Origin of the sequence: Niveispirillum irakense DSM 11586 (genome assembly GCF_000429645.1) — a bacterium.
GTDB lineage: Bacteria > Pseudomonadota > Alphaproteobacteria > Azospirillales > Azospirillaceae > Niveispirillum > Niveispirillum irakense.
Genome location: NZ_KE386934.1, coordinates 484,041 through 510,849, shown reverse-complemented (window position 1 = coordinate 510,849; position 26,809 = coordinate 484,041). Strand labels below are relative to the sequence as shown.

Genomic DNA, 26,809 nt, shown 5'->3' with positions numbered 1-26,809 from the left:
AGGACGCTTGGCTATGAGCGATGAGGCCCTGAAGGAACTCGGTGATTACATCAGTGGCGCCCTTGGCGACGCGGTGGTGAAGGCCGAGGTGGCGCATGGTGAGTTGATGGTCACGCTGACGCGCGAAGGCGCGTTGCGCGGCATCCAGTTCCTGCGCGACGACTCGACGACCCACTGCGAGATGTTGGCCGACATCGCCGGTGTGGACTATCCCAGCCGCCCGAAGCGGTTCGAGGTCGTCTACAACCTGCTGAGCGTCAAACATAATCACCGCATCCGGGTGAAGGTGACGACGGACGAGGACACGCCTGTGCCCTCCATCGTCTCGCTTTATCCGGTGGCTGGCTGGTTTGAGCGCGAGGCCTGGGATCTGTACGGCATTTTCTTCGCCGACAATCCCGACCTGCGCCGCATCCTGACCGATTACGGCTTCGAAGGGCATCCGCTGCGCAAGGATTTCCCGCTGACCGGTTATGTCGAGCTGCGGTACGACGAAGAGCAGAAGCGCGTCGTCTACGAGCCGGTGACCCTGACGCAGGATTTCCGCAGCTTCGATTTCCTCTCTCCCTGGGAAGGCATGACCGACGTGCAGTTGCCGGGTGATGAGAAGGCCGTCATTCCGCTGGGCGCGCCTGCGTCCGCGGCCAAGCGTTAAGGGGGCCATATCCATGGCAACGACCAACCTCGCGACCCAGCCGGGCACCGGTCTCAACATCCCCGGCCAGCCGGGTGAAGTGCAGATCAAGCCCTTCACCATGAATTTCGGCCCCCAGCATCCGGCTGCGCACGGTGTGTTGCGCCTGGTGATGGAGATGGATGGTGAAGTGGTGGAGCGTGCCGATCCGCATATCGGCCTGCTGCATCGTGGCACCGAAAAGCTGATCGAATACAAGACCTACACCCAGGCCACCCCCTATTTCGACCGGCTGGACTATGTGTCGCCGATGTCGATGGAACATAGCTGGGTGCTGGCGGTGGAGAAGCTGCTGGGCATCACGCCGCCCAAGCGGGGCCAGTATATCCGCGTGCTCTATGCCGAGCTGACGCGCGTTCTGAACCATCTGCTGAACCTGACGACCTTCGCGCTGGACGTGGGCGCCATCACGCCGGCGCTCTGGGGCTTCGAGGAGCGCGAGAAGCTGATGGAATTCTACGAGCGCGTTTCCGGCGCCCGTATGCATGCCAATTACTTCCGTCCCGGCGGTGTCAATCTGGACCTGCCGGCCGGTCTGGCCGACGATATTTTTGAATATACTGAGCGCTTCCCCAAGTTCCTGTCGGATTTGGAAGGGCTTCTCAGCGAGAACCGCGTCTTCAAGCAGCGTACCGTCGATATCGGCGTTGTCAGCGCTGCCGATGCGCTGGCCTGGGGTTTCACCGGCCCGATGCTGCGCGGCTCCAACGTGGCGTGGGATCTGCGCAAAGCGCAGCCCTATGACAGCTACGAAGAGTTCGATTTCGATATTCCGGTCGGCCTGACCGGTGACTGCTATGCCCGCTATCTGGTGCGGATGGAGGAGATGAAGCAATCCATCTCCATCATGCGCCAGGCGCTGGACAAGCTGTCCAAGACGCCGGGCCCGGTGAAGGTGAATGACCGCAAGGTGACGCCGCCGTCGCGTGGCGAAATGAAGCGGTCGATGGAATCGCTGATCCATCATTTCAAGCTGTATACCGAAGGCTACCACGTGCCGGCCGGTGAGACCTATACGGCGACGGAATCGCCGAAGGGTGAACTGGGTGTCTATCTGGTGTCCGACGGCACCAACCGCCCGTATCGCTGCAAGATCCGCCCGACCGGTTTCTCGCATCTGCAGGCGATGGATTTCATGTCCAAGGGTCACATGCTCGCCGACGCCGTCGCGATCATCGGCTCCATGGACATCGTGTTCGGAGAGATTGACCGATGAGTGCCGCCCATTCCCATGGTCCCGCCGTGGCGGAGCCGACCAGCTTCGAATTCTCCGCGGAGAATCTGGAGCATGCCAAGCGCATCATCGCCAAATATCCCGAAGGCCGACAACAGAGCGCGGTGATGCCGCTGCTTGACCTGGCCCAGCGCCAGTGCGGTGGCTGGCTGCCGAAGGTCGCCATCGATTATGTGGCCCATTATCTGGACATGGCCCCGATCCGGGCGCTGGAAGTGGCCAGCTTCTACACGATGTATAATCTGAAGCCCGTTGGTAAGCATTTCGTCCAGGTCTGCACCACCACCCCGTGCTGGCTGCGCGGGTCGGATGATGTGCTGCATGCCTGCGAGAAGAAGCTGGGCATCAAGGCCGGTCAGACGACGCCGGACGGCCAGTTCACGGTGATCGAGGTGGAATGCCTGGGGGCCTGTGTGAATGCGCCGATGATGCAGATCGGCGACGATTTCTATGAAGACCTGACGGCAGAGACGACGGAGAAGGTTCTCGACGCGCTGGCGCGTGGCGAGAAGCCGACGGTCGGGCCGCAGAATGGCCGCATCCGGGCCTGCCCGTCGGGCGGGCCCACCACGCTCACCCAGTCGGCTTTGGCCGCTGGCGTCAAGCCGCAGAACTGAGGGGAGGGGAGAGATCATGCTTCGCGATGAAGACCGCATCTTCACCAACCTCTATGGCTTTGAAAGCCCGTTCCTAGACGGCGCCAAGACGCGCGGTGACTGGTCGGGTACCAAGGAGATCCTGGATCTCGGCCGTGACAAGATCATTGAGCTGGTGAAGGAATCCGGCCTGCGCGGCCGCGGTGGCGCCGGCTTCTCCACTGGCATGAAGTGGTCCTTCATGCCCAAGACCAGCAATGGTCCGGTATATCTGGTGGTGAATGCCGACGAAGGTGAGCCCGGTACCTGTAAGGACCGGGAAATCATGCGTCACGATCCGCACAAGCTGATCGAAGGCTGCCTGATCGCCGGTTTCGCCATCGGCGCCACCGCGACTTATATCTATATCCGTGGTGAGTTCTATTACGAGGCCGCCAACGTTCAGCGCGCCATCGACGAAGCCTATGCTTCGGGCCTGATCGGCAAGAACGCCTGCGGTTCCGGCTATGATCATGACGTCTATCTGCATCTGGGCGCCGGCGCCTATATTTGCGGTGAAGAGACGGCCCTGATCGAGAGCATCGAGGGCAAGAAGGGCCAGCCGCGTAACAAGCCGCCCTTCCCGGCTATGGCCGGCCTCTATTCCCGCCCGACAACGGTGAACAACGTCGAATCCATCGCCGTGGTTCCCACCATTCTGCGTCGTGGCGCTTCTTGGTTTGCCGGTCTGGGTCGGCCCAAGAACAGCGGGACGAAGCTGTTCTGCATCTCTGGTCACGTCAATCAGCCGGCAACCGTCGAAGAAGAGATGGGCATCCCGCTGAAGGAACTGATCGAGAAGCATTGCGGTGGCGTGCGGGGTGGCTGGGACAATCTGCTGGCCATCATCCCCGGCGGTTCTTCTGTGCCGCTGCTGCCCAAGGAAATCTGCGACACGGTGCTGATGGATTTCGACAGCCTGCGTGAGGTCCGTTCGGGTCTCGGCACGGCGGCCGTCATCGTCATGGACAAGTCGACTGACATTGTGCGTGCCATCGCCCGCCTGTCGAAATTCTACATGCATGAAAGCTGCGGCCAGTGCACGCCGTGCCGTGAAGGCACGGGCTGGATGTGGCGCGTGATGGAACGTCTGGTGAAGGGCAATGCCCGTGTCGAGGAAATCGACATGCTGCTGGACGTGACCAAGCAGGTGGAAGGCCACACGATCTGCGCGCTGGGCGATGCCGCGGCGTGGCCGATCCAGGGGTTGATGCGTCATTTCCGCCCCGAGGTGGAACGCCGCATTCTTGAATATCGCACGCATGCCGAACGCGGCGTGCGCGTGGCCGCAGAGTAACGGGGGCCTCGAGAGGATACCATGCCCAAGCTTACAATCGACGGTATCGAGGTCGAAGTCGCCCCCGGCACCTCCGTGCTTCAGGCGTGCGAGCAGCTCGGCATCGAGGTGCCGCGCTTCTGCTACCATGAGCGCCTGTCTGTTCCCGCCAACTGCCGCATGTGCCTCGTCGAGGTGGAGCGCAGCCCGAAGCCGGTGGCGTCCTGCGCCATGCCAGCGGGCGAGGGGATGGTCGTCAAGACCAATACCGATACTGTCCATAAGGCCCGCAAGGGCGTGATGGAATTCCTGCTGATCAACCACCCGCTGGATTGCCCGATCTGCGACCAGGGCGGTGAGTGTGATCTTCAGGACCAGGCTGTCTCCTATGGCTATGACCGTGGCCGGTATGAGGAGAACAAGCGGGCGGTGACGGACAAATATATGGGGCCGCTGATCCGGACCTATATGACCCGCTGCATCCAGTGCACCCGCTGCATCCGCTTCGTGGATGAGATTGCCGGCGTGCCGGCCCTGGGCGGCTTGGCCCGTGGCGAGCATCTGGAAATCACCCCGGCCCTGGAAGCCGGCGTGAATTCCGAATTGTCGGGCAATCTGGTTGATGTATGCCCTGTCGGCGCGCTGACCTCCAAGCCCTACGCCTACAATGCGCGCCCCTGGGAGTTGCGCAAGACCGAGAGCATTGATGTGATGGATGCCGTTGGCTCCAACATTCGCGTCGATGCCCGTGGTGGCGAAGTGCTGCGTGTTCTGCCGCGCCTGCACGAGGATGTGAACGAGGAATGGATCAGCGACAAGACGCGCTATGCCATCGACGGCTTGAAGCGTCAGCGCCTGGACCGTCCCTATGTGCGTGGCGCCGATGGCAAGCTGAAGCCGGCCACCTGGGCTGAGGCGTTTGCCGCCATCAAGACCCGTCTGGCCAATGTGCCGGGGAATAAGATTGCCGGGATCACCGGTGATCTGGTCGATGTCGAAAGCGTCGTGGCACTGAAGGATCTGCTGACCGGGTTGGGTTCGGCGAACATGGATTGCCGCCAGGATGGCGCGCAGTTCGATACCAGCAACCGCGCCGGTTACATTTTCAATAGCGGCATTGCCGGGATTGAGAATGCCGATGTCGTGCTGCTGATCGGCACCAACCCGCGTTGGGAAGCCCCGCTGGTCAATGCCCGCATCCGCAAGACCTACCTGACCGGCAAGCTGAAGAAGGTTGCCGTCGTCGGCCAGAATTTCGACCTGACCTACCCGACGCAATTCCTGGGCAATAGCGGTTCGGTTCTGTCGGCCCTGGCCGATGGTTCCCACCCCTTTGTGGAAACGCTGAAGGCCGCCAAGAACCCGCTGATCATCCTGGGTGCCGGGGCGCTGCGCCGTGGCGATGGGTTGGCCGTTCAGGCAGCCGCCCGTGCCATTGCCGAGACTGTTGGGGCCGTGCGCGAGGACTGGAACGGTTTCAACGTGCTGCATCTGGCCGCTGGCCGTGTGGGTGCGCTGGATGCCGGCTTCCTGCCGGGTCCCGGTGGTCGCGATCTGGCCGGTATCCTGGCCGGTGCGCAGTCCGGTGAGATCGAGGCGGTCTATCTGCTGGGTGCTGACGAGATCGACGGTGCCAAGCTGGGCAAGGCCTTCGTGATCTATCAGGGCCACCATGGTGACCGTGGCGCGCATCGCGCCGATGTGATCCTGCCGGGTGCCGCCTACACGGAAAAGAACGCCACCTACGTCAATACCGAAGGCCGTGTGCAGCATGCCCGCTTCGCCACCTTCCCGCTGGGTGAGGCGCGCGAGGATTGGAAGATCCTGCGCGCGCTGTCCGGGGAACTGGGCCAGGCCCTGGGCTATGACACGCTGGGCCAGTTGCGTCAGCGCATGGCACAGGCGAACCCGGTCTTTGCGACGCTGGACCGTCTGGTTCCGGCCGTGTGGGGGCCGTTCGGTCAGGCTGGTACCGTTGCCGATGCGCATTTCGCCTCGCCGATCGAAAATTTCTACATGACCGATCCGATCAGCCGCGCGTCGCAGACGATGGCGCAATGTACGGAAGCCTTCCTGAAGCCGGCTCTGCCGGCCGCCGCTGCGGAGTAAGCGACGATGTTCGAGACTTTGGCCCAACTGTGGGATCAGTTGCCGCTGATTATCCGGATCGTCGCATCGATCCTGGTTATCGCCGTGCCGCTGCTGATCGGCATGGCCATGCTGACCTATTTCGAGCGCAAGGTGATGGCGGCGATGCAGCTTCGCCAGGGACCGGCCATGGTCGGTCCCTTCGGTCTGCTGCAGCCGTTTGCTGACGGTTTGAAGCTGCTTGGCAAGGAAACGGTCATTCCGGCCGGTGCCAACCGGGTGGTCTTCGTCGCGGCGCCGATGCTCACCTTCCTTCTGGCGCTGGTCGCCTGGGCGGTGATCCCGTTCGGGGCCGGTCTGGTGCTGGCGGATATCAATGTCGGCGTCCTCTACCTCTTCGCCATCAGTTCGCTGGGTGTCTATGGCATCATCATGGCGGGCTGGGCGTCGAACTCGAAATACGCCTTCCTGGGTGGTTTGCGTGCCGCGGCGCAGATGGTGTCCTATGAGGTCTCCATCGGCCTTGTGATCATCACCGTGCTGCTCTGCGTCGGATCGTTGAACCTGTCGAAGATTGTGGAAGCGCAGAAGACCGTCTGGTTCTTCATCCCGCTGTTCCCGATGTTCATCATCTTCTTCATCTCGGCGCTGGCGGAGACCAACCGTGCGCCGTTCGACTTGCCGGAAGGTGAGTCCGAACTGTCCGGCGGCTTCAACGTTGAATATTCGTCGATGACCTTCGCCCTGTTCTTCCTGGGCGAATATATCAACATGATCCTGATGAGCGCGATGACCAGCGTGCTGTTCCTCGGTGGCTGGCTGCCGCCGCTGGATATTGCGCCGCTCAACTGGATCCCCGGGCCGCTCTGGTTCATCTTCAAAATCTGCTTCTGCCTGTTCTGCTTCATCTGGGTGCGTGCGACGCTGCCGCGTTACCGTTATGACCAGCTGATGCGCCTGGGCTGGAAGGTGTTCCTGCCGTTCTCGTTGATCTGGGTCGTCCTGACCGCCGGTGTGCTCGTCTATTTCGATCTGCTGCCGAACTGATTTTTTGGGGAAGCGGGTGGGGGAATGCCCCACCCGGTGATGGAGGTGACCGATGGCCCTGCTCGACCGTACCGCGCGCGGCCTGTTCCTGGTGGAGCTTGTGAAGGGCATGGCGCTGACGTTCAGCTACATGTTCCGCCCACGTGCGACCATCAACTATCCGTATGAGCGCGGGCCGATCAGCCCGCGCTTCCGCGGTGAACATGCGCTGCGCCGTTATCCCAACGGCGAAGAACGCTGCATTGCCTGCAAGCTGTGCGAAGCGATCTGCCCGGCCCTGGCCATCACCATCGAGGCCGAACCGCGTGAGGATGGCAGCCGCCGGACCACGCGGTACGACATCGACATGACGAAGTGCATCTATTGCGGTCTGTGCCAGGAGGCCTGCCCGGTCGATGCCATCGTCGAGGGGCCGAACCTGGAATTCGCGACGGAAACCCGCGAGGAGCTGTTCTATAACAAGGACAAGCTGCTGGCGAACGGGGACCGCTGGGAAGCCCAGATCGCGGCCAACCTTGCGGCAGATGCGCCGTACCGATAAAAACCGTTGGCGTTCCGGCGATCCCGCCGGACCGTCCGCCTGCCCTTCGCCCGGAGTATCCTCCGTGACCTGTTTCAGCAATCGACCCGCGCCGGAGGCGGCGTAACCATGGTGAATATCGCATTCTTCGTGTTCGCCGCGATCCTGCTGGCTTCGGCCGTGCGGGTCATCACCGCCAAGAACCCCGTTCACTCGGTGTTGTTCCTGATCCTGGCCTTTTTCAGTGCTGCGGCTCTGTTCGTCCTGATCGGGGCTGAATTCGTGGCGATGATCCTGGTCATCGTCTATGTCGGCGCGGTCGCGGTGCTGTTCCTCTTCGTCGTGATGATGCTCGACATCAACTTCCAGGAATTGCGGCAGGGTTTCCTGCGCTATCTCCCGGTTGGTCTGGTGGTGGGTGCCATCCTGATCGTCGAGCTGGGCTTCCTGGCCGCTACGCAACTGGTGGGCCCGATTGAGGCTGCCGGTTCCGCCAGCGCCATCCCGCCGGCGTCGGAACTCACCAATACCCAGGCCATCGGCCATATCCTCTACACCGATTACGTTTACGCCTTCCAGGCTTCCGGCCTGATCCTGCTGGTCGCGATGATCGGCGCCATCGTGCTGACCCTGCGGTCGCGCAAGGGTGTCCGCCGCCAGCAGATCGGCCAGCAGCTTGACCGCAAGCGCGACGAAGTTGTCGCTCTGCGTAAGGTTCCGACGCGGGGGGGCGTCTGATCATGTTGGAAGTCGGACTTTCGCATTACCTGATCCTGTCGGCGGTGCTGTTCACCATCGGCGTGTTCGGCATCTTCCTGAACCGGAAGAACGTCATCATCATCCTGATGTCGGTCGAGATGATCCTCTTGGCCGTCAACATCAATCTGGTGGCCTTCTCGGTCTATCTCAATGACCTGGTCGGGCAGATTTTCACCATGTTCATCCTGACCGTGGCCGCCGCGGAGGCGGCGATCGGTCTGGCGATCCTGGTGGTCTATTTCCGCAACCGCGGCACGATCGCGGTTGAAGACATCAACATGATGAAGGGTTGAGGCGGGCATCATGGAAATCGCTGCCATCTTCCTGCCCCTGTTGGGCTCCTTCATCGCCGGGTTCTTCGGGCGCCTGATCGGCGACCGGGGGGCCCAGATCGTCACTTGTCTCGGTGTCCTGACCGCCGCTGTGCTGTCGGTTCTGCTGTTCATTGAGGTCGGCTTCGGCGGCCCCGAGGCCGCGCGGACCATCAATCTTTTCACCTGGATCGATAGCGGCACCTTCGAAGTGTCGTGGTCGCTGCGGATCGACACGCTCACCGCCGTCATGCTGGTGGTGGTGAATGGTGTCTCCTCGATGGTGCATGTCTACTCGGTTGGCTATATGAGCCATGATCCGAGCCGGGCACGCTTCATGTCGTACCTCTCGCTCTTCACCTTCATGATGCTCATGCTGGTGACGGCGGATAACCTGCTGCAGATGTTCTTCGGCTGGGAAGGTGTGGGCGTTGCCTCCTACCTGCTGATCAATTTCTGGTACGAGAAGAAGAGTGCCAACGACGCTTCCATGAAGGCGTTCCTGGTCAACCGCGTCGGCGATTTCGGCTTCGCGCTGGGTATCATGGCGATCTTCGTCATCTTCGGCACGGTGCAGTTCGACGCGATCTTCGATCAGGCCGCTTCCAAGGCCGATGCCACCTTCCACTTCCTGGGCTTCCAGGTCCATGCACTGACCTGCGCCTGCCTGCTGCTGTTCATCGGCGCCATGGGCAAGTCGGCCCAGTTGGGCCTGCACACCTGGCTGCCGGACGCCATGGAAGGCCCGACCCCGGTGTCGGCGCTGATCCATGCGGCCACCATGGTGACCGCCGGCGTGTTCATGCTGTCCCGCATGAGCCCGGTGTTCGAATATGCTCCGGTCGCCTTGGAAGTGGTAACGGTGCTGGGTGCGCTGACGGCTTTCGTTGCGGCGACCATTGGCCTGACCCAGTTCGACATCAAGCGCGTCATCGCCTATTCGACGATGAGCCAGCTTGGCTACATGTTCTTCGCCATCGGTGTCGGTGCCTACCCGGCGGCCGTGTTCCACCTGATGACCCACGCCTTCTTCAAGGCGCTGCTGTTCCTCGGCGCCGGCTCGGTGATCCATGCCATGTCCGATGAACAGGACATGCGCAACATGGGCGGCATCTGGAAGCAGATCCCCGTCACCTACGCGATGATGTGGATTGGTAATCTGGCACTGGCCGGTATCCCGATCTTCGCCGGCTTCTATTCCAAGGACATGATCCTGGAAGTGGCCTTCGCCAAGCATACCGGCATCGGTACCTTCGCCTTCTGGATGGGTATCGCCGCTGCCTTCATGACCGCCTTCTATAGCTGGCGTCTGCTGATCATGACCTTCCACGGCAAGCCGCGCGCTTCTGAGAAGGTGATGGCGCATGTGCATGAAAGCCCGATGGTCATGCTGCTGCCGCTGTTCGTGCTGGCCGTGGGTGCGGTGCTGGCCGGTATCGTGGCCAAGGATTGGTTCGTCGGCCATTCGATGAACGAGTTCTGGTCCGGCAGCGTCTTCATGCTGTCCGGTGAGCATGGCACGATTATCGAGGCGGCCCATCATGTGCCGGGCTGGGTGCCCTATGCCCCGCTGGTGGCGGGTCTGGCGGGTATCGCGCTGGCCTATGTGTTCTACATGTTTGTGCCGAGCCTGCCGGGCGCCTTTGTTGGCACCTTCAAAGCGATCCACGCTTTCGTGTTCCGTAAGTACATGTTCGATGAGCTGTACAATGCCCTGTTCGTCCGTCCGGCCATAAAGCTTGGCTTCGGTCTGTGGAAGGTGGGCGACGTGGCGATCATCGACGGTCTGGGCCCCGATGGGGCGGCCAAGGTGACCCGTGGCCTGTCGGCCATCACCAGCCGCGTCCAGTCGGGTTACGTGTACCACTATGCTTTTGTGATGGTGATCGGCGTGGTCGCGTTGGCCGGCTGGTTCTTCCTGGCGCGCTGAGGTAGGGAGTCTTTCGAAATGGCCGATGTGCCGATCCTTTCGCTGACGACGTTCCTGCCCCTTGTCGGCGCGCTGTTCATCTTCCTCATCCGTGGGGAAGAGCAGAATGTCGCGCGCAACGCCAAGAGTGTGGCGCTGTGGACGTCGATCATCACCTTTATCGTTTCGCTGTTCATCCTGACCGGTTTTGACCCGTCCAACCCCGGCTTCCAGATGGTGGAGGAGGTGGCTTGGCTGCCGGCCTTCAACATCGCCTATATCAAGGGCGTGGATGGTGTTTCGGTCTGGTTCGTCCTGGCCTCTACCCTGCTGACGCCGATCTGCGTCATGGCCTCCTGGGATGCGGTTGAAAAGCGCGTCAAGGAATTCATGATCGCGCTGCTGGTCCTGGAGACCATGCTGATCGGCATGTTCACCGCGCTGGACTTCGTGTTGTTCTACTTCTTCTTCGAAGGGGTGCTGCTGCCGATGTTCCTGCTGATCGGTGTCTGGGGCGGCCCCAACCGTGTCTATGCCTCCTACAAGTTCTTCATCTACACCTTCGTGGGTTCGGTGCTGATGCTGCTGGCCATCCTGGCCATGTATCTGACGGCCGGGACCATGGATATGCGGGTGCTGGTGGACTTCAATTTCCCCGGCAACATGCAGATCTGGCTGTGGCTCGCCTTCTTCATCGCCTTCGCGGTGAAGACGCCGATCTGGCCGGCCCATACCTGGCTGCCGTTCGCCCACGTGGAAGCGCCGACCGCTGGTTCGGTCATGCTGGCCGGCGTGATGCTGAAGATGGGTGGTTATGGCTTGATCCGCGCCAATATCCAGATGCTGCCGGAAGCCAGCTTCTACTTCCAGGATCTGGTGTTCGTGATGTCGATCGGCGCCATCATCTACACCTCCCTGGTGGCGTTGGCGCAGACCGACATGAAGAAGATGATCGCCTACAGCTCCGTGGCCCATATGGGTTACGTGTCCATGGGCATCTTCACCATGAACCAGCAGGGTCTGGACGGGGCAATGTTCCAGATGCTCAGCCACACTTTCGTGTCGGCCGCGCTCTTCCTGTGCATCGGCGTTGCGTATAACCGTCTGCATACCCGCGAGATGGCTGCTTATGGCGGCATGGCCAAGAACATGCCGCGCTATGCGGTGGTGTTCGCCATCTTCATGTTCGCCTCTGTCGGCCTGCCGGGCACTTCCGGTTTCGTCGGTGAATTCCTGACCATGCTGGGGGCCTTCCAGGCTAATACCTGGGTCGGTCTGTTCGCTGCCACCGGTCTGGTCCTGGGTGCCGCCTATATGCTGCTGCTGTTCCGCAAGCTGTTCTTCGGCAAGCTGGACAAGCCGGAAGTGAAGGCGATGCAGGATCTGAACTGGCGTGAAGTAACCCTGTTCGCCCCGCTGGTCGCCATTGTGATCATCATGGGCGTCTATCCGGCCAGCTTCCAGAATGTCTATAACCCGACGCTGGAGAAGATCCTGGCGGATCATCAGGCTTCCCTGCAGGCGGCCGGGCTGATTGAAGCCCAGCCGACCCAGACTGCCCACGTTACCCAAGAGACCGTACCGGCCGCCCATGTCGGGCAGCCGGTGGCCGATCAGGCGAGCGAGAACTGAGCCATGGCAACCTTTCCCGATCTGATCCCTGCTTTGCCGGAGATCTTCCTGGCCGTTGCCGCCATGGCGCTGTTGTTGGTCGGCGTCTTCCGGGGTGAAGGCTCCCTTCGTCTGGTTTCCTGGCTGGCGGTGGCGGTGCTGATCTGCACCGGCTATCTGGCGGTTACGGGTCCAGGGGTGGCGGAACGGTCCGTCACTTTCAACGGCCTGTTTGTCACCGACCCGTTCGCGGTTTTCGCCAAGCTGCTGATCCTCACGGCCTCTGGCCTGTCGATTATCCTGTCGATCAATTATCTGGAGAAGGAGCGGGTTGCCCGCTTCGAATATCCGGTGCTGGTCGTTCTGGCCACGCTTGGCATGATGGGGATGGTTTCGGCCAATAACCTGATTGCCCTGTATGTCGGGCTGGAATTGCAGTCGCTGGCGCTTTACGTGCTGGCTGCATTCAAGCGTGATGCCGCAAAGTCGTCCGAAGCCGGTCTGAAGTACTTCGTCCTCGGCGCCCTGTCTTCCGGTCTGCTGCTGTACGGCTCCAGCCTCGTCTATGGCTTCGCCGGGACGATCAGCTTTGACCGTCTGGCCGAAGTGCTGGCCAATGGCCCGTCGCTGGGCGTGGTCGTCGGTATGGTGTTCGTCGCTGCTGGTTTGGCCTTCAAGATTTCTGCCGTTCCGTTCCATATGTGGACGCCGGACGTTTATGAAGGTGCGCCGACCTCTGTCACCTCCTTCTTTGCGGTGGCGCCGAAGGTGGCGGCCATGACCCTGTTCATCCGGGTTCTGGTCGGTCCGTTCGGGGACATGCTGGCCCAGTGGCAGCAGGTCATCTGGTTCTGCGCGGCGGCCTCCATGGTCGTGGGTGCTCTTGGCGCCATCCAGCAGAAGAACATCAAGCGTCTGATGGCCTACAGCTCCATCGGCCATATTGGTTATGCGCTGGTCGGTCTGTCGGCCGGCAGCCAGGAAGGTGTGCGCGGCGTGCTGATCTATCTGGCGATCTATCTCGCCATGAATGTCGGTGTGTTCGCCATCATCCTGTCGATGCGTCAGAATGGCCGCGCGGTGGAAGAGGTTGCGGATCTGGCAGGCTTGTCCAAGACCCACCCGATGATGGCCTTCGCCATGGCCATCTTCATGTGGTCGCTGGCGGGTGTGCCGCCGGCGGCGGGCTTCTGGGGCAAGTGGGCGGTGTTCCTGCCGGCCATCCAGTCCGAGCTGTATATCCTGGCCATCATCGGCGTCATCGCCTCGGGCATCAGCTGCTACTATTACCTGCGCGTCATCAAGGTCATGTATTTTGATGATGTGACGGAGACGCTCGACCGTCCGGCTCCGGTGACGGGTGTGGTGGTTGCGGCCGCGGCTTTGTTCGTCTTCCCGGTCTATATTTTCTTCCTGTCGCCGATCACCAGTGGTGCGGCGGCGGCGGCGGCCTCTCTGTTCAGCCTTCGCTGAGCGGTTCATGGCCGCGGCACAGGAACATGGTGAAGCAACGCGGGCAGCTCTGCTGCCCGCGTTCTTCTATTTGGTAGAGCTTGAAAGCTGCGGCAGCACCAATGATGAGGCCAAGGAATTGGCCCGCCAGGGCGCGCCGGAAGGAACATTGGTTCGGGCCGACCGGCAGACAGCCGGGCGGGGCCGCCGGGGGCGGGAATGGTCCAGCCCGGAAGGTAACCTCGCCTGTTCCCTGGTGCTGCGGCCCGGCCTGCCACCGGCTCAGGCGGCGCTCGTTTCCTTCGTCGCGGCGCTGGCTGTGGCGGAGGCCGTTGCGGAGCTGATCCCTGGTCGTCCGACCCTGAAATGGCCCAACGATGTTCTGGTCGGTGGGGCCAAAATATCAGGCATCCTGCTGGAGTCCGAACCTGGGCCCGGCGGGGCGGTGGACTGGCTGGTGTTGGGCACCGGCATCAATGTTGCCTCATTTCCCGTTGAGGCTTCCTATCCCGCAACGTCCCTGCGGACAGCGGGGGCGACCCCAGATGTTGATGCCCGACTTGTCATGGCATCCTATGCACGCCATTTCCATATCTGGTACCGGCGGTGGCTGGAGCAGGGGTTCGCGCCCATCCGTGCCGCGTGGTTGAATGCGGCGCAGGGCGTGGGCGGGCCGGTAACGGTGCGATTGGCAACAGAAACCTTCACCGGCACCCTGGTTGATCTGGATATGGACGGGGGGCTGCTGGTGGATTGCAGCGGCGTTGTCCGGCGGGTTACCGCTGGTGATATTTTTTTCGGTGTTGAGGGGTAGGGGCCGATGCTGTTGGCCATTGATGCCGGCAATACCAATGTCGTGTTCGCCGTGTTCGATGGGGCGGAGAAGCGGGCCCATTGGCGCATCTCCACCGACAGCCGCCGCACCGCCGATGAATATGCCGTCTGGCTGATCAGCCTGATGGGGATGAAGGGGCTTTCCCCGGCCGATATCACCGATGCCATCCTGTCCTCGGTGGTGCCTTCCCAGACTTACGCTTTGACTAAACTGGCGGAAGAACATTTCGGCTGCGAACCGATGCGTGTGGGTGCGCCGGATGTCGATCTGGGCATCCGGATCAAGCTGGATAACCCGCGTGAGGCCGGTGCAGACCGGGTGGTCAACGCGGTTTCCGCCGTTGCCGCTTATCCCACGCCATTGATCGTGATTGATATCGGCACTGGCACCACGTTTGACGTGGTCGATGCCGCGGGCGATTTTCTGGGTGGCGTTATCGCCCCCGGTCCCGCCCTGTCCCTGGACGCCTTGCACAAGGTGGCCGCCCAATTGCCCAAGGTTGATATTGTGCGCCCCGCTACGGCGATCGGCCGGGGGACGGTGGGCGCCATGCAGTCGGGTATGTTCTGGGGCTATACCGGTCTGATCGAAGGTATTTTGAAACGGATCATCGCTGAATTGTCACCCGATGGGCTGACCCCCGTGACAGTGATCGGCACGGGCGGCCTTGTGCGCCTGTTCGCCGAGGGCAGCGACCTGATCCACCATATTGATGGAGACCTGACGTTGCGGGGTCTCCGGTTAATCCATGAACGCAACAGCCCCCGACTGAAAACAGGATCGTATGATAGACAAGAAGCATCTGACGGATAAGGATTTCGATCCCGCTGCCCTGCATTTCGTGCCCCTGGGCGGGTCTGGCGAAATCGGGATGAATCTGAACCTGTACCAGCATGCCGGCAAATGGCTGATGGTGGATCTTGGCGTCAGTTTCGGTGACGAAACGACCCCCGGCGTGGAAATCATCCTGCCGGATACCGGCTTTATTGAAGAGCGGTTATCCAATCTGGTGGGCATCCTGGTCACCCATGCCCATGAGGACCATATCGGTGCCATCCCCTATCTGTGGGAGGATTTGCGCGTTCCGGTCTGGTGTACGCCGTTTGCGGCCAGTTTCCTGAAGGCCAAACTGGTCGAAAAGGGCCTGCAAAACAAAGTGCCGGTCCATATCATCCCGCTGGGCGGGCGGACGAATATCGGTCCTTTCGATATCGAACTGATCAGCCTGACCCATTCCATCCCGGAGCCGAATGGCGTCGTGATCCGCACGGGCGCCGGCACCGTCCTGCATACCGGGGACTGGAAGCTGGACCCCGATCCCGTGGTCGGCATGCTGACCAATGAGGAAGCGTTGCAGCGCCTGGGCCGGGAAGGCGTATCGGCGATGGTCTGCGACAGTACCAATGCCCTGGTGCCCGGTCGGTCGGGATCAGAGGCAGAGGTGCGGGATAGTCTGGTCGAGTTGTTCGGCCAGTATCATGACACCCGGATTGCCGTGACCTGCTTTGCCAGCAATGTGGCGCGGCTGCATTCCATCGCCCAGGCGGCCCATGCCCATGACCGGCAGGTGGCATTGGTGGGCCGGTCGCTATGGCGCATCAATGAAGCGGCCCGGGCCAATGGTTATCTGGCCGATCTGCCGCCTTTCCTGACCGAGAATGAGGCGGGCTATGTACCGCGGGAAAAGGTGGTGCTGATCTGCACCGGCAGCCAGGGGGAACCGCGCGCCGCCTTGTCGCGTGTATCCAGCGGCGACCACCCTGATGTTACGCTGGAGCGTGATGATGTGGTGATCTTCTCTGCCCGGGAAATTCCCGGCAATGAGAAGGCCATTGCGAAGATCCAGAACAATCTGTTGCGCCGGGGCATCAAGGTGGTAACGGCCGACGATGCTTTCGTCCATGTTTCCGGCCATCCTGCGCGGGAAGAGCTGGTACAGATGTATCAGTGGGTGCGCCCGCAGGTGGCCATCCCGGTCCATGGTGAGGCCCGCCATCTGGCAGCCCATGCCGATCTTGCCCAGGATTGTCAGGTGCCAGAGGTGCTGATCCCGGAAGATGGGATTGTCATCCGTCTGGCACCGGGGCCGGCAGGGGTGCTGGGGCATGTTCATGCGGGCCGCCTGTGTGTCGACGGCAAGCGTATCGTGCCCATGAACAATCAGGCCCTGCGGTCCCGTACCCGCATGGCCCATAGCGGCGCGGTCGTGGTCACCCTGGTCATGACACCGCGTGGTGAGTTTCTGGCCGGCCCAAAGGTCGCGGTCATGGGGCTGCTGGAGGAGGATGAGTACGAGGAGGAACAGGCCGAACTGGTCATGCGTGTGCGCGGGGCTGTTGAGCAACTCACCCGTTCCGCCCGCCAGGATGATGCGGCGGTGAAAGAGGCGGCGCGCGTTGCTGTACGGCGCAATTTCTCCAGCACCCAGGGGCGCAAGCCGATCACCGAGGTTCATCTGGTCCGGATTTGACCCGGTCTGATGGATATTGGGTCTCGGAACCGTTTGTGATGCTATTTGTCGCGGCGGGCAGGGGTTTTCCCAATCCCCGCCCGCCGCTATCTCTGGGCACGGAAGAGTGCATAGAACGCGCAATCAAGAAGGGGCGGGGAACATGATCGGTCGGTTGAACCATGTGGCTATCGCGGTGCCGGATCTGGCGGCAGCAACGGCCACCTATCGCGACACCCTGGGCGCGACGGTCAGTGCCCCGCTGGACCTGCCGGAACATGGCGTCACCACCGTCTTTGTCGAATTGCCGAACACGAAGATCGAGTTGCTACACCCGTTCGGGGAGGGCAGCCCGATTGCCAAGTTCCTCGCCAACAACCCGGCTGGTGGCATCCACCATGTCTGTTACGAGGTGGCCGATATCCTGGCCGCCCGTGACAAGCTGAAGGCGGACGGTCTGCGCGTATTGGGTGATGGGGAGCCCAAGATCGGCGCTCACGGCAAGCCCGTCCTGTTTCTGCATCCCAAGGACCTTTATGGCACCCTGGTGGAGATTGAACAGGTTTGATTGATTGATGACGGCCCTTTCCGTGTGAAGGGGCTTGACGAGTGATTTCTCCAACATTGAGTGGAACGATGGGCTGGGCAACCTGGGCCGCCATTTATTTTACCGTCTGGTGGACCGTCCTGTTTGCGGTGCTGCCCTTTGGCGTGCGCCGGGATGACAACCCGGCCACGGGGCATGAGCCGGGGGCGCCCGTGAAGGCGCAAATTCTGCGTAAATTCCTGTGGACCAGCATCATCTCGGCCCTTCTGGTCGGGATGGCCTGGGCCGCGGCGAAAACGGGCTTGCTGGATTGGCGCGCCCTGATGCGTGAATGAACCATCGGCTTTTTCAAAAGCACAAAACAAGAACATTCCATGTGACCTCTATGGTGGTCTGCGCTATTCTCTCCCCCGCACTTATGCGAGATGAGGATGGCGATGTCGGGCTATTGCGATATAGCGCCGGGGCATGAATGGCACGGCCCCTATCATGATCATGAATATGGATTGCCGCTGACGGACGAGCGGGAATTGTTCGAGCGGTTGATCCTGGAGATCAATCAGGCGGGTCTTTCCTGGCTGACGATATTGAAGAAGCGGGAAAGCTTCCGCCTTGCCTATGATGGATTTGATGTTGATAAGGTCGCCGCTTATGGCGAGGCCGATGTTACGCGCCTGCTGGCTGATCCCGGCATCATCCGCAATCGGCTGAAAGTGCAGGCTGCCATTCACAATGCCCAGGTCATCCAAAGGATGCGTGTAAGCCATGGGGGATTCCATGCCTGGATTGCTGCCCATCATCCGGCCACCAAGGCTGAATGGGTGAAGCTGTTTTCAAAAACCTTCCGCTTCACAGGCGGGGAGATCGTGGGTGAGTTCCTGATGAGCATTGGCTATCTGCCGGGCGCCCATCGGGCGGATTGCCCGGCACAGATCCGACTCTCCACCCAGAATCAGCCCTGGCGACAGGCGATTGATAGCGGTTACCCTGGGTATGGAGCCCTTTAATTAGGCAAACCCCTGTCTGAATGCGCGCCACTTGCACAAAGTGGCGTCAAAAAAGGCAGAAAATGCACAAAAGAAAAAGGCAAGCCGAGATTTCGGCTTGCCTTTAATCAAGAAAAACGAAAAACTAATCTTCGTCGAGCGGGGTTGGATCCCTTCTTGACACGCCTGGTGGCGATTCCTCCCTAAACTCAGGCCGCGCTGCATTTCGGCGCGGTCTTTCTTTTTGTGCAGCGGACTATAGATGCAGTCTGCCGCGTCGTCCACCCCTGAAATTCACGAATTATCAATTTTTCGCCCAAAAAAGATGCGCCCTCTCCGGCTGTGTGCTTCGCGCAACAGTGGTAACCCGGTCGGCGCACCTTCTTGTGTCTCAGCCCAGAAAAGCGAATTTTGCCAGGAAAAGTGCCGCTAACAGCAGCACAACCGGACCGGGTTCCCGCCAACGTCCGGCCAGGATTTTAACGCCTGCATACGCGATAAATCCGAAGGCTATTCCGTGAGCAATTGAATAAGAAAGCGGCATTGTAATCGTTGTCACAACGGCGGGTGCATATTCTGTAACCTCTTCCCAGTCAATTTCACTCAATCCCCGCGCCATCAGGCAGGCGATATAGAGCAGGGCAGGGGCCGTGGCATAGGCGGGGATATTGGCGGCCAGCGGCGCCAGGAACAGGCAAGCCAGGAACAGGACGGCGACCGTCACAGCCGTCAGGCCGCTCCGCCCACCCACATTGGTGCCCGATGCGCTCTCGATATAGGAGGTGACGGTGCTGGTACCCAGGGCAGCCCCCACCGTCGTGGCGGCGGCATCGGCAAATAAAGCCCGCTTCAGCCGGGGCAGGCGACCCTGTTCATCCAGCAATCCTGCCCGGTGAGCGACGCCAACCAATGTTCCGGCCGTGTCGAACAGATCAACAAAGAAGAAGGCGAACACCACGGTGATCAGCCCGATATTCAGCGCCCCTTTCAGGTCCATGGCCAGGAAGGTGGGGCTGGGGTCCGGCGGCAGGGAGACAATCTGCCCGCTGAAAGGGGATACGCCCGTTGCCATGCCGATTACGGCGACGGCGAGAATGGTGATGATCACCGCCCCCGTGACCCGCCGCGCCACCAGGGCGCAGAGCAGTATAAAACCACCGGCGGCCAGGATGGCCGGCGGCTTGGTCAGGTCGCCCAGCGTGACCAGCGTAACGGGATGGGCTTGGATGATGCCGGCATTTTCCAGTGCGATGATGGCCAGGAACAGGCCGATACCGGCAGATATCGCCAGCTTCAGGCTTTTGGGGATAGCATTCACCACCGCTTCGCGCACAGGCAGCACGGAGAGGATGATAAACAGGATGCCGGATAGGAACACGGCGCCCAGCGCCACTTGCCATGTGTAGCCCATCTGCCCGACGACGGTGAAGGCGAAGTAAGCATTCAGCCCCATGCCCGGCGCCTGGGCGATGGGGTAATTGGCATAAAGCCCCATGATGGCGGAGCCCAGTGCCGCCGCCACGCAGGTGGCGACAAACACCGCCCCGGAATCCATGCCTGCCGCGGACAATATTTGCGGGTTCACGAACACGATATAGGCCATGGTTAAAAATGTTGTGAAACCGGCCAATAGCTCGGTGCGGACATCGCTGCCCAGCTCCTTCAATTTGAAGTAGGATTCCAACACGGTCGGGGCGCTCCCTGGGCGGCGGGAAAGAGGGATGGATATGTCAGTATTCAATGGAAAATCATGGGGCGCCATAGGGTTGCTGCTGCTGGTGACGATGTCTGCCCATGCGCAAGGGCGCGAGCCGACCATCCGCATCGACCCGGCAGCCTGCCAATGGGTAACCCGCCACCACCCGTCCGCCGATGTGGAGTACAAGCCCGGTGTTGATGTGCATGGCAAGAAGGTGGCCCCGGCTGACCTGCCGGGCAGTGGCGGAATTGATCTGCCAGAGGACATCCATATCGCGATCACCGTGAATACGGCCAAGCGCTTCGGTATCCCTGAGAATGACCTTTATAAGGGGGAGGCCTATATCGGCACCGTCACCGTGCGCGGGAACGAGGTGCTGTTCAACGGTCGACCGGTGCAGCCGGAGGCGGAGACAGAGCTGCTGGCCCTGTGCCGGGGGCGCGGACGCTAAGGTGGCCCGCATCGCCTAGTAGGTTGCGCCCGATCCACCATCCGGCGCAGGATGGGGCCTGATATTTGTTTACCCGGAGTAGCTTTTCATGGACCGCGCCACCGCCAAGACCATTCTGAAACAGCGCATTGATCAGGCCATGGGCCGGTCGCGCGCCGATCTGGTGATCAAGAATGTGCGGCTGTTGAATGTGGCGACGGGCACCATTGCCGAAACTGATATCGCCATCTGCGGCGATACCATCGTCGGCACCTATGATCGCTATGATGGTTTGGTGGAAATTGACGGCAAGGGCCGCTTTGCCGTGCCCGGCTTCATCGACACCCATGTCCATTGCGAAAGCACCTTGGTGGCCCCCAGCGAATTTGACCGCTGTGTGCTGGGCCGGGGGACGACCACGGCCATCTGTGACCCGCATGAAATTTGCAATGTGCTGGGGGAGACGGGGCTGCAATATTTCCTCGACAGCTCCCTTTCCACCGCAATGGATTTGCGGGTGCAGCTATCTTCCTGCGTGCCGGCCACGCATCTGGAAACGGCGGGCGCGCGGCTGAGCGCTGATGATCTGGCCCGCCATCGCCACCACCCCAAGGTGATCGGCCTGGCGGAGTTCATGAACTTCCCCGGCGTGCTGTGGAAGGATGAGGAGACGCTGGACAAGCTGGCCGAGTTTTACGGCGCGCATATTGACGGCCATTCCCCGCTGGTGACGGGCAAGGAACTGAACGCCTATCTCTCCTGCGGCATCCGCAATTGCCATGAATGCACCTCCCAGGCGGAAGCGCGGGAGAAGATTGCCAAGGGGATGCAGGTACTGATCCGCGATGGCTCCGTCTCCAAGGATGTGGATTCCCTGGCGGGGCTGATCGACCCCGTGACTAGCCCCTTCCTGGCCTTCTGCACCGATGACCGCAACCCGCTGGATATTGCCGAGGAAGGGCATCTGGATCATTTGATCCGCCGCGCCATTGCCCAGGGGGCGGATATTGCCGCGACATACCGCACGGCCACATGGTCGGCGGCGCGCGGCTTTGGGCTGAAGGATCGCGGGCTGGTGGCGCCGGGCTATCTGGCGGATATCGTGCTGCTGGACGATCTGGCGCAATGTACCGTTTCCCAGGTGATCCGCGCCGGCAAGCCGGTGAATGCTGAGAGTTTCGCCGGTCGCCGCTCCCCGCCGCCGGTGGGGTTGGGGTCGATCAAGCGGGCGCGGATTGTGGCCGAAGATCTGGCCATCCCGGCCAGCGGCCCCGGCACGCCGGTGATCGGCGTGCTGCCCAACAAGATCATTACGGAGGCGTTGCAAGCGTCCGTGCCCTATCGCAACGGCCGCCGCCATGCCGACCCGGAGAATGACATTCTGAAGATCGTGGTGGTGGAACGCCACGGCTTCACCCGCAATATCGGCAAGGGCTTTGTGAAGGGTTTCGGCATCCGGTCGGGGGCGCTGGCCAGTTCGGTCGGCCATGACAGCCATAATATCTGCGCTGTCGGCTCCAGCGACGCCGACATGGTGGTGGCGATCAACCGGCTGATCGAGATCGGCGGCGGCTTCGTGGCGGTGAAGGATGGGGCCGTGGTGGGCGAGTTGGCCCTGCCGGTGGCGGGGCTGATGAGTCTGAAACCGTTCGAGGATGTGGAGCATGAGCTGGAAGCCCTGCGCGCCTCTGTCAAGGCGCTGGGCTGCCCGCTGGCCGAACCCTTCCTGCAACTGGCCTTCCTGCCCCTGCCGGTGATCCCGCACCTGAAGATCACTGATATGGGGCTGGTGGATGTGGATAAATTTGAACTGGTGGCAGCGTGATGAAAGACTGGCTGATCAATTTATCGATGGTGAAGTTCGTATGGTTGGCGGCGTTTGTGATCGTTGCCATTCAGGTGGTCGATGTCTTTTTGCATGACGGCAGAGTGAATTTCGGAGGCGAGTTCGGTATCGCTATTTTGGTGACGTTGAAGGTTGGTTGGGACAAAAAGCGCGCAGAATCTGCTGTAAGTAAATAGGGCCGCCCGACTTTTCCGAGCCCAGGCAGGCTTCGTGTCTAGTCTATCGGTTGCGGATATCGGTAATCGTCAATCCCACCTGATCGGCGATCCGAACCCACGCCGCATCGGCGGTCAATATTTCCAGACCCGAGGCCAAGCCCAAGGCGAGGCAGGCCCGGTCACCCAGGGATAGGCCGGCTTGTCGTGAAAGTGAACGCAAATGTCCGGCGGCCTCCGCCTGGGCAACATTGAAGTCCACCACTTCAAATCCTAATGAACGAACGGCATTTGCCGCCACGTCATGCGGCCAACCGTCGTCGCTCAGCTTACCCAGCACTTCTGCGTAATTGACAGCACTCATCATTGATTCGGTTAGGGCGGCTGCCACAAGGCTAGCCCCGGGCTCATTCTTAATCAGGGCCAGCAGGGCGGAGGCGTCAAGAACCACCCGATTACTCATTGAGTGCTTCCCGGCGACGATCTGCGATCAGTTCATCCGCCAGACTGCTTCCTGGGGTGCCGAATTGTCGCGCCAGCGCCTGGACGCGGGCGACGGCTGAATCCACGGTCTCCATGATAAGGCGACCGTCCTCCACGCGAAGGATAACGCGCCCGCCCTTATCCAGGCCCATCGCACGCCGCATATCCAGCGGCACAACCAGCCGACCGTTTTCCGCCATGGATGTCGTTTTTGCTTCCGATGTCATCATGTGGCTCCAGTGCCATTTATTTGGATGATGGCTTTTGTGGTGGGCGAAGACAAGTCATCCCTAATGGCGTCTTCTCGTATCCACCTTGCCGCCGCGCGGATGTGCGCCTAAAGTCCGGCCTTCCGAACGACCTTCATTCCAGCCCTTGAGTCCGCCACCATGCGCATGTCCACTTATTTCCTGCCCACGCTGAAGGAAACGCCGTCTGAGGCGCAGATTGTCAGCCATCGTCTGATGCTGCGCGCCGGCATGATCCGGCAGACCTCTGCCGGCATCTATGCCTGGCTGCCGCTGGGCTGGAAGGTGCTGCAGAAGGTGGCGCAGATCGTGCGGGAGGAGCAGGACCGCGCCGGGGCACAGGAACTGTTGATGCCGACCATCCAGTCGGCGGAACTGTGGAAGCAGTCGGGCCGGTATGATGCCTATGGCAAGGAGATGCTGCGCATCACCGACCGGCATGACCGCGAGATGCTGTTCGGCCCCACGAATGAGGAGATGATCACCGATATCGTCAAGACCTTCGTGAAGTCCTACAAAGACCTGCCGAAGAATCTGTACCATATCCAGTGGAAGTTCCGGGACGAGGTGCGTCCCCGCTTCGGCGTGATGCGTGGCCGCGAATTCCTGATGAAGGATAATTACTCCTTCGATCTGGATGCCGAGGGCGCGCGCCTCTCCTATCGCCGGATGTTCCTGGCCTATCTGCGCACCTTCGCCCGCATGGGCATCAAGGCCATCCCGATGCGCGCCGATACCGGCCCGATCGGCGGTGATCTCTCTCACGAATTCATCATCCTGGCCGAGACGGGCGAAAGCCAGGTGTTCTGCGACAAGAAGTGGCTGGAACTGGATGTGCTGGCCGACAATCCGGACGCCAATGGCGACCTGAAGGATTTCTTCGCCAAATACACCTCCGTCTATGCCGCGACGGAAGAGATGCACGACGCCGCCAATTGCCCGGTTCCGGCTGAGCAATTAGAAACCGCGCGCGGGATCGAGGTGGGGCACATCTTCTATTTCGGCACCAAATATTCCGCCCCCATGGGGGCCGTCGTCACGGGGCCGGATGGCCAGCCGGTGACGGTGGAGATGGGTTCCTATGGTATCGGCGTGTCCCGCGTTGTCGCGGCCTTGATCGAGGCCAGCCATGACGATGCCGGCATCATCTGGCCGGACCAGGTGGCCCCGTTCAAAGTGGCGCTGATCAACCTGAAGGCCGATGACGAGGCCTGCCGCAGCACCTGCGATGACCTCTATGCCAAGCTGAACGCAGCGGGCGTTGAGGTGATCTATGATGACCGCAACGAGCGGCCGGGCGCCAAGTTCGCCGATATGGACCTGATCGGCATTCCCTGGCAGTTGACCGTCGGCCCGCGCGGCCTGAAGGCCGGCACGGTGGAACTGAAGCGCCGCGCCACGGGCGAGAAGCTGGAGCTGTCGCTGGAAGAGGCGCTGGCCAAGGTGACGGCGTAAGCGGGTTCTGGGGTGATTGAAGAGGGGGCGGTGCCAATGGTGCCGCCCCTTTTTCATTGCCGGCTCGACAGCCATATCAGCAGATGCGACCATCCGGTGCTGTTTATGGAGGGAACCATGCCGGCCATTGCCATCGACCATCTGACCCCAGAGGAGAAGCTGGAGCTGATCGAGCGTCTGGTCGACAGCCTGGAGCCGGCTGATATCCCTTTGCCGGAGGGGCATCGGGAGGAGCTGGAGCGGCGGTTAAAAACCCTTGAGGCCGATATTGCCGATGGGATTTCCTGGGAGGATCTGGACATCAGCCTGCAAAAGCGGTTCGGTTGATGGCCCGGTTGATTGTCACGCCTCAGGCGCAACAGGATATTCTGGTTGCTGCCGAATGGTATGAGGGTCAGGCGTCCGGTTTGGTGCAGGCTTTTCTGAATCAGCTCCGCTACGTTCGCAACCGCCTCGTCAAGACGCCGCTGATTTATCAGGAGCGCGTGGCTTCTCTCCGGCTCGTGCGGCTGCGTCGTTTCCCCTATTGCGTCTATTTTCGCGCGGATGATGATTTGATTGTGATTGTCGCCGTCTTGCATGAACGCCGTGATCCCTTGGCTTTGCAGGCGCGGCTGTAAGATCGTTTACCGCCGCGGCGCCTGGAATACTGACCGGTCCTTCGCGGCCTCTTCACGGATCACGCAACCCTCCGCATGATCGTTGATCAGCCCCATGGCCTGCATGAAGGCGAAGATCGTCGTGGGGCCGACGAATTTCCAGCCGCGTTTCAGCAGGTCCTTGGACAGCCTCACAGAAGTGGGGGAGGTGGAGGCCGATTGGGGCTCCCCATGCTCCCCCGGCGGCGGTTCATGCCGCCAGAAATACGCAGCCAGTGATCCTTCTTCGGCAATCAATTCCTGGGCGCGGCGGGCATTGTTGAGAACGGCTTCGATCTTGCCGCGATGGCGCACGATGCTGGCATCGGCCAGCAGACGTTCGACATCCGCCGGCCCGAATGCGGCCACCGTATCAATGTCGAACCGGTGGAAGGCGCCCCGGAAATTCTCCCGCTTGGCCAGGATGGTGCGCCAGGACAGGCCAGACTGGAACCCTTCCAGGCAGAGTTTCTCAAACAGCCGCCGGTCATCGGCCACGGGGAAGCCCCATTCCGTATCATGGTAGTGCGGAAATTCCGGTGCCGTGGCACACCAGCGGCAGCGGGGTCGGCCATCCGGGCCGGGCAGGGTCTTGTCCATCACGGGCCCTGTTTTCAGGCGGCGCGCAGGAAGTTCAATCGCTCATCCAGGCGGCCCGGTGTCACTTCGTTTATTTCAGCCGTCACAATACCCTCAATCACAAAAGGGTCAGCGGCGACACGGGCGTGGATTTCCGCGGCGGAGGAGCCATGGGCCAGGATCACGCCCCCCAGGCCCGGGGCCAGCCCGCCCGACATCAGGAAAATCCCGTCATCGAAGCCGTGCTGCAGCCATGCATTATGCGCGGCCATGAACGCGCCGGCGCGGGCCTTTTCAGCCGTGAAGCGCAGGAAGATGATGTGCATCTGTTCCCTCCCTTTTATCTCGGGCTGGCGTCAGCGCGTCCAGCCATGCCGTCATCAGCGCCACTTCCTGGCGGATGAAACCTTCATCCCGCAGCGCGGTTGCCAGGGTTGCCACCCCTTGGCTACGGGCCAGCAGATGCAAGGCCAGTTCCCTGGCCTTATCCGGATGGCCCAGTTGGATGAATTGCCGTTCCAGCCAGTCCGCGAACAGGGTGAACAGGCGGGTGGCATCCGATTGCGCGGCATGGTCCAGCTTGGCCAATTCATTGCAGAGCGTGCCCACTGGGCACCCATGCCGCATGATCTTTGCGCGGTTGGCGATCAGGATTTGGATAAAGCTAAGGATGCGGGCTGCCGGATGGTTGCCTTCCGCTTCCCAGGCCGCCAGCATCGCGGCGGTATGGGTGAAGCGCCGGTCAATGACGGCGGTCAGAATCTCGTCCTTCGCCTTGAAATGATAGGTCAGGTTGCCCCTGGCGATACCGACCGCGCCGGCGATATCGGCAAGGGAGGTCGGCTCAAACCCGCGCTGGTAGAACAGCGTATCAGCCGCAGCGACAATCTGTTCCCGTGTGGACGGAGCATTCATTTCAGTAT

Annotated in this window: 30 protein-coding genes; 24 read left to right on the top strand and 6 right to left on the bottom strand. The window is 61.2% G+C overall.

Annotated elements, in window-relative coordinates; all coding sequences use genetic code 11:
- The first annotated feature begins 13 nt into the window (after positions 1-13).
- From G473_RS0121410 to G473_RS28240, 18 genes are all read left to right on the top strand, one after another.
- Positions 14-655: an NADH-quinone oxidoreductase subunit C gene (locus G473_RS0121410; protein WP_029014791.1), complete on the top strand. Its 642-nt coding sequence runs from the start codon at positions 14-16 to the stop codon at positions 653-655.
- A gap of 100 nt (positions 656-755) precedes the next feature.
- Positions 756-1,910: an NADH-quinone oxidoreductase subunit D gene (locus G473_RS0121405; RefSeq protein WP_035708888.1), complete on the top strand. Its 1,155-nt coding sequence runs from the start codon at positions 756-758 to the stop codon at positions 1,908-1,910.
- Positions 1,907-2,545 (top strand): NADH-quinone oxidoreductase subunit NuoE, encoded by a 639-nt coding sequence (gene nuoE, locus G473_RS0121400; RefSeq protein ID WP_051330555.1) that lies wholly within the window; start codon positions 1,907-1,909, stop codon positions 2,543-2,545. Before G473_RS0121405 ends, nuoE begins: the two co-directional genes overlap by 4 nt.
- A gap of 16 nt (positions 2,546-2,561) precedes the next feature.
- Positions 2,562-3,860, top strand: coding sequence for an NADH-quinone oxidoreductase subunit NuoF (nuoF, locus tag G473_RS0121395; protein ID WP_029014788.1), 1,299 nt, complete (start codon positions 2,562-2,564; stop codon positions 3,858-3,860).
- A gap of 21 nt (positions 3,861-3,881) precedes the next feature.
- The gene (gene nuoG, locus G473_RS0121390) at positions 3,882-5,948 is read left to right on the top strand and encodes an NADH-quinone oxidoreductase subunit NuoG (protein ID WP_029014787.1); all 2,067 of its coding nucleotides are present in this window, start codon (positions 3,882-3,884) and stop codon (positions 5,946-5,948) included.
- A 6-nt stretch (positions 5,949-5,954) separates the two neighbouring features.
- A complete protein-coding gene (gene nuoH / locus G473_RS0121385) occupies positions 5,955-6,974 on the top strand; it encodes an NADH-quinone oxidoreductase subunit NuoH (RefSeq protein WP_154667507.1) in 1,020 nt (339 codons plus the stop codon).
- A 52-nt stretch (positions 6,975-7,026) separates the two neighbouring features.
- On the top strand, positions 7,027-7,515 hold the full coding sequence (nuoI, locus tag G473_RS0121380; protein ID WP_029014785.1) for an NADH-quinone oxidoreductase subunit NuoI: 489 nt from the start codon (positions 7,027-7,029) through the stop codon (positions 7,513-7,515).
- Positions 7,516-7,623: 108 nt separating this feature from the next.
- Complete coding sequence (locus tag G473_RS0121375; protein ID WP_029014784.1) at positions 7,624-8,232, top strand: NADH-quinone oxidoreductase subunit J; 609 nt, start codon at positions 7,624-7,626, stop codon at positions 8,230-8,232.
- 5 nt (positions 8,233-8,237) lie between these two features.
- Entirely contained in the window at positions 8,238-8,546 is a 309-nt protein-coding gene (gene nuoK / locus G473_RS0121370) for an NADH-quinone oxidoreductase subunit NuoK (RefSeq protein ID WP_029014783.1), read from the top strand.
- Positions 8,547-8,556: 10 nt separating this feature from the next.
- Positions 8,557-10,494: an NADH-quinone oxidoreductase subunit L gene (nuoL, locus tag G473_RS0121365; RefSeq protein WP_029014782.1), complete on the top strand. Its 1,938-nt coding sequence runs from the start codon at positions 8,557-8,559 to the stop codon at positions 10,492-10,494.
- Positions 10,495-10,512: 18 nt separating this feature from the next.
- Positions 10,513-12,105 carry an NADH-quinone oxidoreductase subunit M gene (locus tag G473_RS28250; RefSeq protein WP_084438461.1) on the top strand — a complete coding sequence of 531 codons (1,593 nt, stop codon included), beginning with the start codon at positions 10,513-10,515 and terminating at the stop codon, positions 12,103-12,105.
- Between the two features lie 3 nt (positions 12,106-12,108).
- Positions 12,109-13,557 carry an NADH-quinone oxidoreductase subunit NuoN gene (gene nuoN, locus G473_RS0121355; RefSeq protein ID WP_029014781.1) on the top strand — a complete coding sequence of 483 codons (1,449 nt, stop codon included), beginning with the start codon at positions 12,109-12,111 and terminating at the stop codon, positions 13,555-13,557.
- 7 nt (positions 13,558-13,564) lie between these two features.
- A complete protein-coding gene (locus tag G473_RS0121350) occupies positions 13,565-14,350 on the top strand; it encodes a biotin--[acetyl-CoA-carboxylase] ligase (RefSeq protein ID WP_051330554.1) in 786 nt (261 codons plus the stop codon).
- A gap of 6 nt (positions 14,351-14,356) precedes the next feature.
- A complete protein-coding gene (locus G473_RS28245; RefSeq protein WP_051330553.1) occupies positions 14,357-15,184 on the top strand; it encodes a type III pantothenate kinase in 828 nt (275 codons plus the stop codon).
- The gene (locus tag G473_RS0121340; protein ID WP_051330552.1) at positions 15,156-16,841 is read left to right on the top strand and encodes a ribonuclease J; all 1,686 of its coding nucleotides are present in this window, start codon (positions 15,156-15,158) and stop codon (positions 16,839-16,841) included. Before G473_RS28245 ends, G473_RS0121340 begins: the two co-directional genes overlap by 29 nt.
- 142 nt (positions 16,842-16,983) lie before the next feature.
- Positions 16,984-17,388: a methylmalonyl-CoA epimerase gene (mce, locus tag G473_RS0121335; RefSeq protein WP_029014778.1), complete on the top strand. Its 405-nt coding sequence runs from the start codon at positions 16,984-16,986 to the stop codon at positions 17,386-17,388.
- 68 nt (positions 17,389-17,456) lie between these two features.
- Entirely contained in the window at positions 17,457-17,702 is a 246-nt protein-coding gene (locus G473_RS0121330; RefSeq protein ID WP_029014777.1) for a DUF1467 family protein, read from the top strand.
- A 102-nt stretch (positions 17,703-17,804) separates the two neighbouring features.
- The gene (locus tag G473_RS28240) at positions 17,805-18,374 is read left to right on the top strand and encodes a DNA-3-methyladenine glycosylase I (protein WP_051330551.1); all 570 of its coding nucleotides are present in this window, start codon (positions 17,805-17,807) and stop codon (positions 18,372-18,374) included.
- Positions 18,375-18,744: 370 nt separating this feature from the next.
- Here G473_RS28240 and G473_RS0121315 read toward each other — a convergent pair whose 3' ends face one another.
- The gene (locus G473_RS0121315; RefSeq protein WP_029014775.1) at positions 18,745-20,040 is read right to left on the bottom strand and encodes an NCS2 family permease; all 1,296 of its coding nucleotides are present in this window, start codon (positions 20,038-20,040) and stop codon (positions 18,745-18,747) included.
- Between the two features lie 34 nt (positions 20,041-20,074).
- On the opposite strand from G473_RS0121315, the gene G473_RS28235 reads away from it, so the two are divergent.
- The 3 genes from G473_RS28235 (at position 20,075) to G473_RS0121300 (ending at position 22,504) form a co-directional block, all read left to right on the top strand.
- Positions 20,075-20,503 (top strand): hypothetical protein, encoded by a 429-nt coding sequence (locus G473_RS28235; RefSeq protein ID WP_051330550.1) that lies wholly within the window; start codon positions 20,075-20,077, stop codon positions 20,501-20,503.
- An 88-nt stretch (positions 20,504-20,591) separates the two neighbouring features.
- Entirely contained in the window at positions 20,592-22,307 is a 1,716-nt protein-coding gene (gene ade / locus G473_RS0121305; protein WP_029014774.1) for an adenine deaminase, read from the top strand.
- Positions 22,307-22,504, top strand: coding sequence for a hypothetical protein (locus tag G473_RS0121300; RefSeq protein WP_029014773.1), 198 nt, complete (start codon positions 22,307-22,309; stop codon positions 22,502-22,504). Before ade ends, G473_RS0121300 begins: the two co-directional genes overlap by 1 nt.
- A 43-nt stretch (positions 22,505-22,547) precedes the next feature.
- On the opposite strand, the gene G473_RS0121295 is transcribed toward G473_RS0121300, so the two are convergent.
- Positions 22,548-22,946: a type II toxin-antitoxin system VapC family toxin gene (locus G473_RS0121295; protein WP_029014772.1), complete on the bottom strand. Its 399-nt coding sequence runs from the start codon at positions 22,944-22,946 to the stop codon at positions 22,548-22,550.
- Positions 22,939-23,196: an AbrB/MazE/SpoVT family DNA-binding domain-containing protein gene (locus tag G473_RS0121290; RefSeq protein ID WP_029014771.1), complete on the bottom strand. Its 258-nt coding sequence runs from the start codon at positions 23,194-23,196 to the stop codon at positions 22,939-22,941. The genes G473_RS0121295 and G473_RS0121290 overlap by 8 nt, the downstream gene beginning before the upstream one ends.
- Before the next feature lie 159 nt (positions 23,197-23,355).
- Here G473_RS0121290 and proS point away from each other — a divergent pair, with 159 nt between their 5' ends.
- The 3 genes from proS to G473_RS0121275 all read left to right on the top strand — a co-directional run bounded on the left by proS (position 23,356) and on the right by G473_RS0121275 (position 25,289).
- Entirely contained in the window at positions 23,356-24,669 is a 1,314-nt protein-coding gene (gene proS, locus G473_RS0121285) for a proline--tRNA ligase (protein WP_029014770.1), read from the top strand.
- 117 nt (positions 24,670-24,786) lie between these two features.
- Positions 24,787-24,996, top strand: a complete 210-nt coding sequence (locus tag G473_RS0121280; protein ID WP_029014769.1) for an addiction module protein — start codon at positions 24,787-24,789, stop codon at positions 24,994-24,996.
- Positions 24,996-25,289, top strand: a complete 294-nt coding sequence (locus tag G473_RS0121275; RefSeq protein ID WP_035708513.1) for a type II toxin-antitoxin system RelE/ParE family toxin — start codon at positions 24,996-24,998, stop codon at positions 25,287-25,289. Before G473_RS0121280 ends, G473_RS0121275 begins: the two co-directional genes overlap by 1 nt.
- Before the next feature lie 6 nt (positions 25,290-25,295).
- Here the strand turns inward: G473_RS0121275 and G473_RS0121270 are convergent, their stop codons facing one another.
- Genes G473_RS0121270 through G473_RS28230 form a run of 3 tightly spaced genes read right to left on the bottom strand, consistent with a single transcriptional unit; the run spans position 25,296 to position 26,801 of the window.
- Complete coding sequence (locus G473_RS0121270; protein ID WP_029014767.1) at positions 25,296-25,907, bottom strand: DNA-3-methyladenine glycosylase I; 612 nt, start codon at positions 25,905-25,907, stop codon at positions 25,296-25,298.
- 14 nt (positions 25,908-25,921) lie between these two features.
- Entirely contained in the window at positions 25,922-26,212 is a 291-nt protein-coding gene (locus G473_RS0121265; protein ID WP_029014766.1) for a YciI family protein, read from the bottom strand.
- Entirely contained in the window at positions 26,181-26,801 is a 621-nt protein-coding gene (locus G473_RS28230) for a TetR/AcrR family transcriptional regulator (protein WP_051330549.1), read from the bottom strand. The genes G473_RS0121265 and G473_RS28230 overlap by 32 nt, the downstream gene beginning before the upstream one ends.
- Positions 26,802-26,809 lie beyond the last annotated feature (8 nt).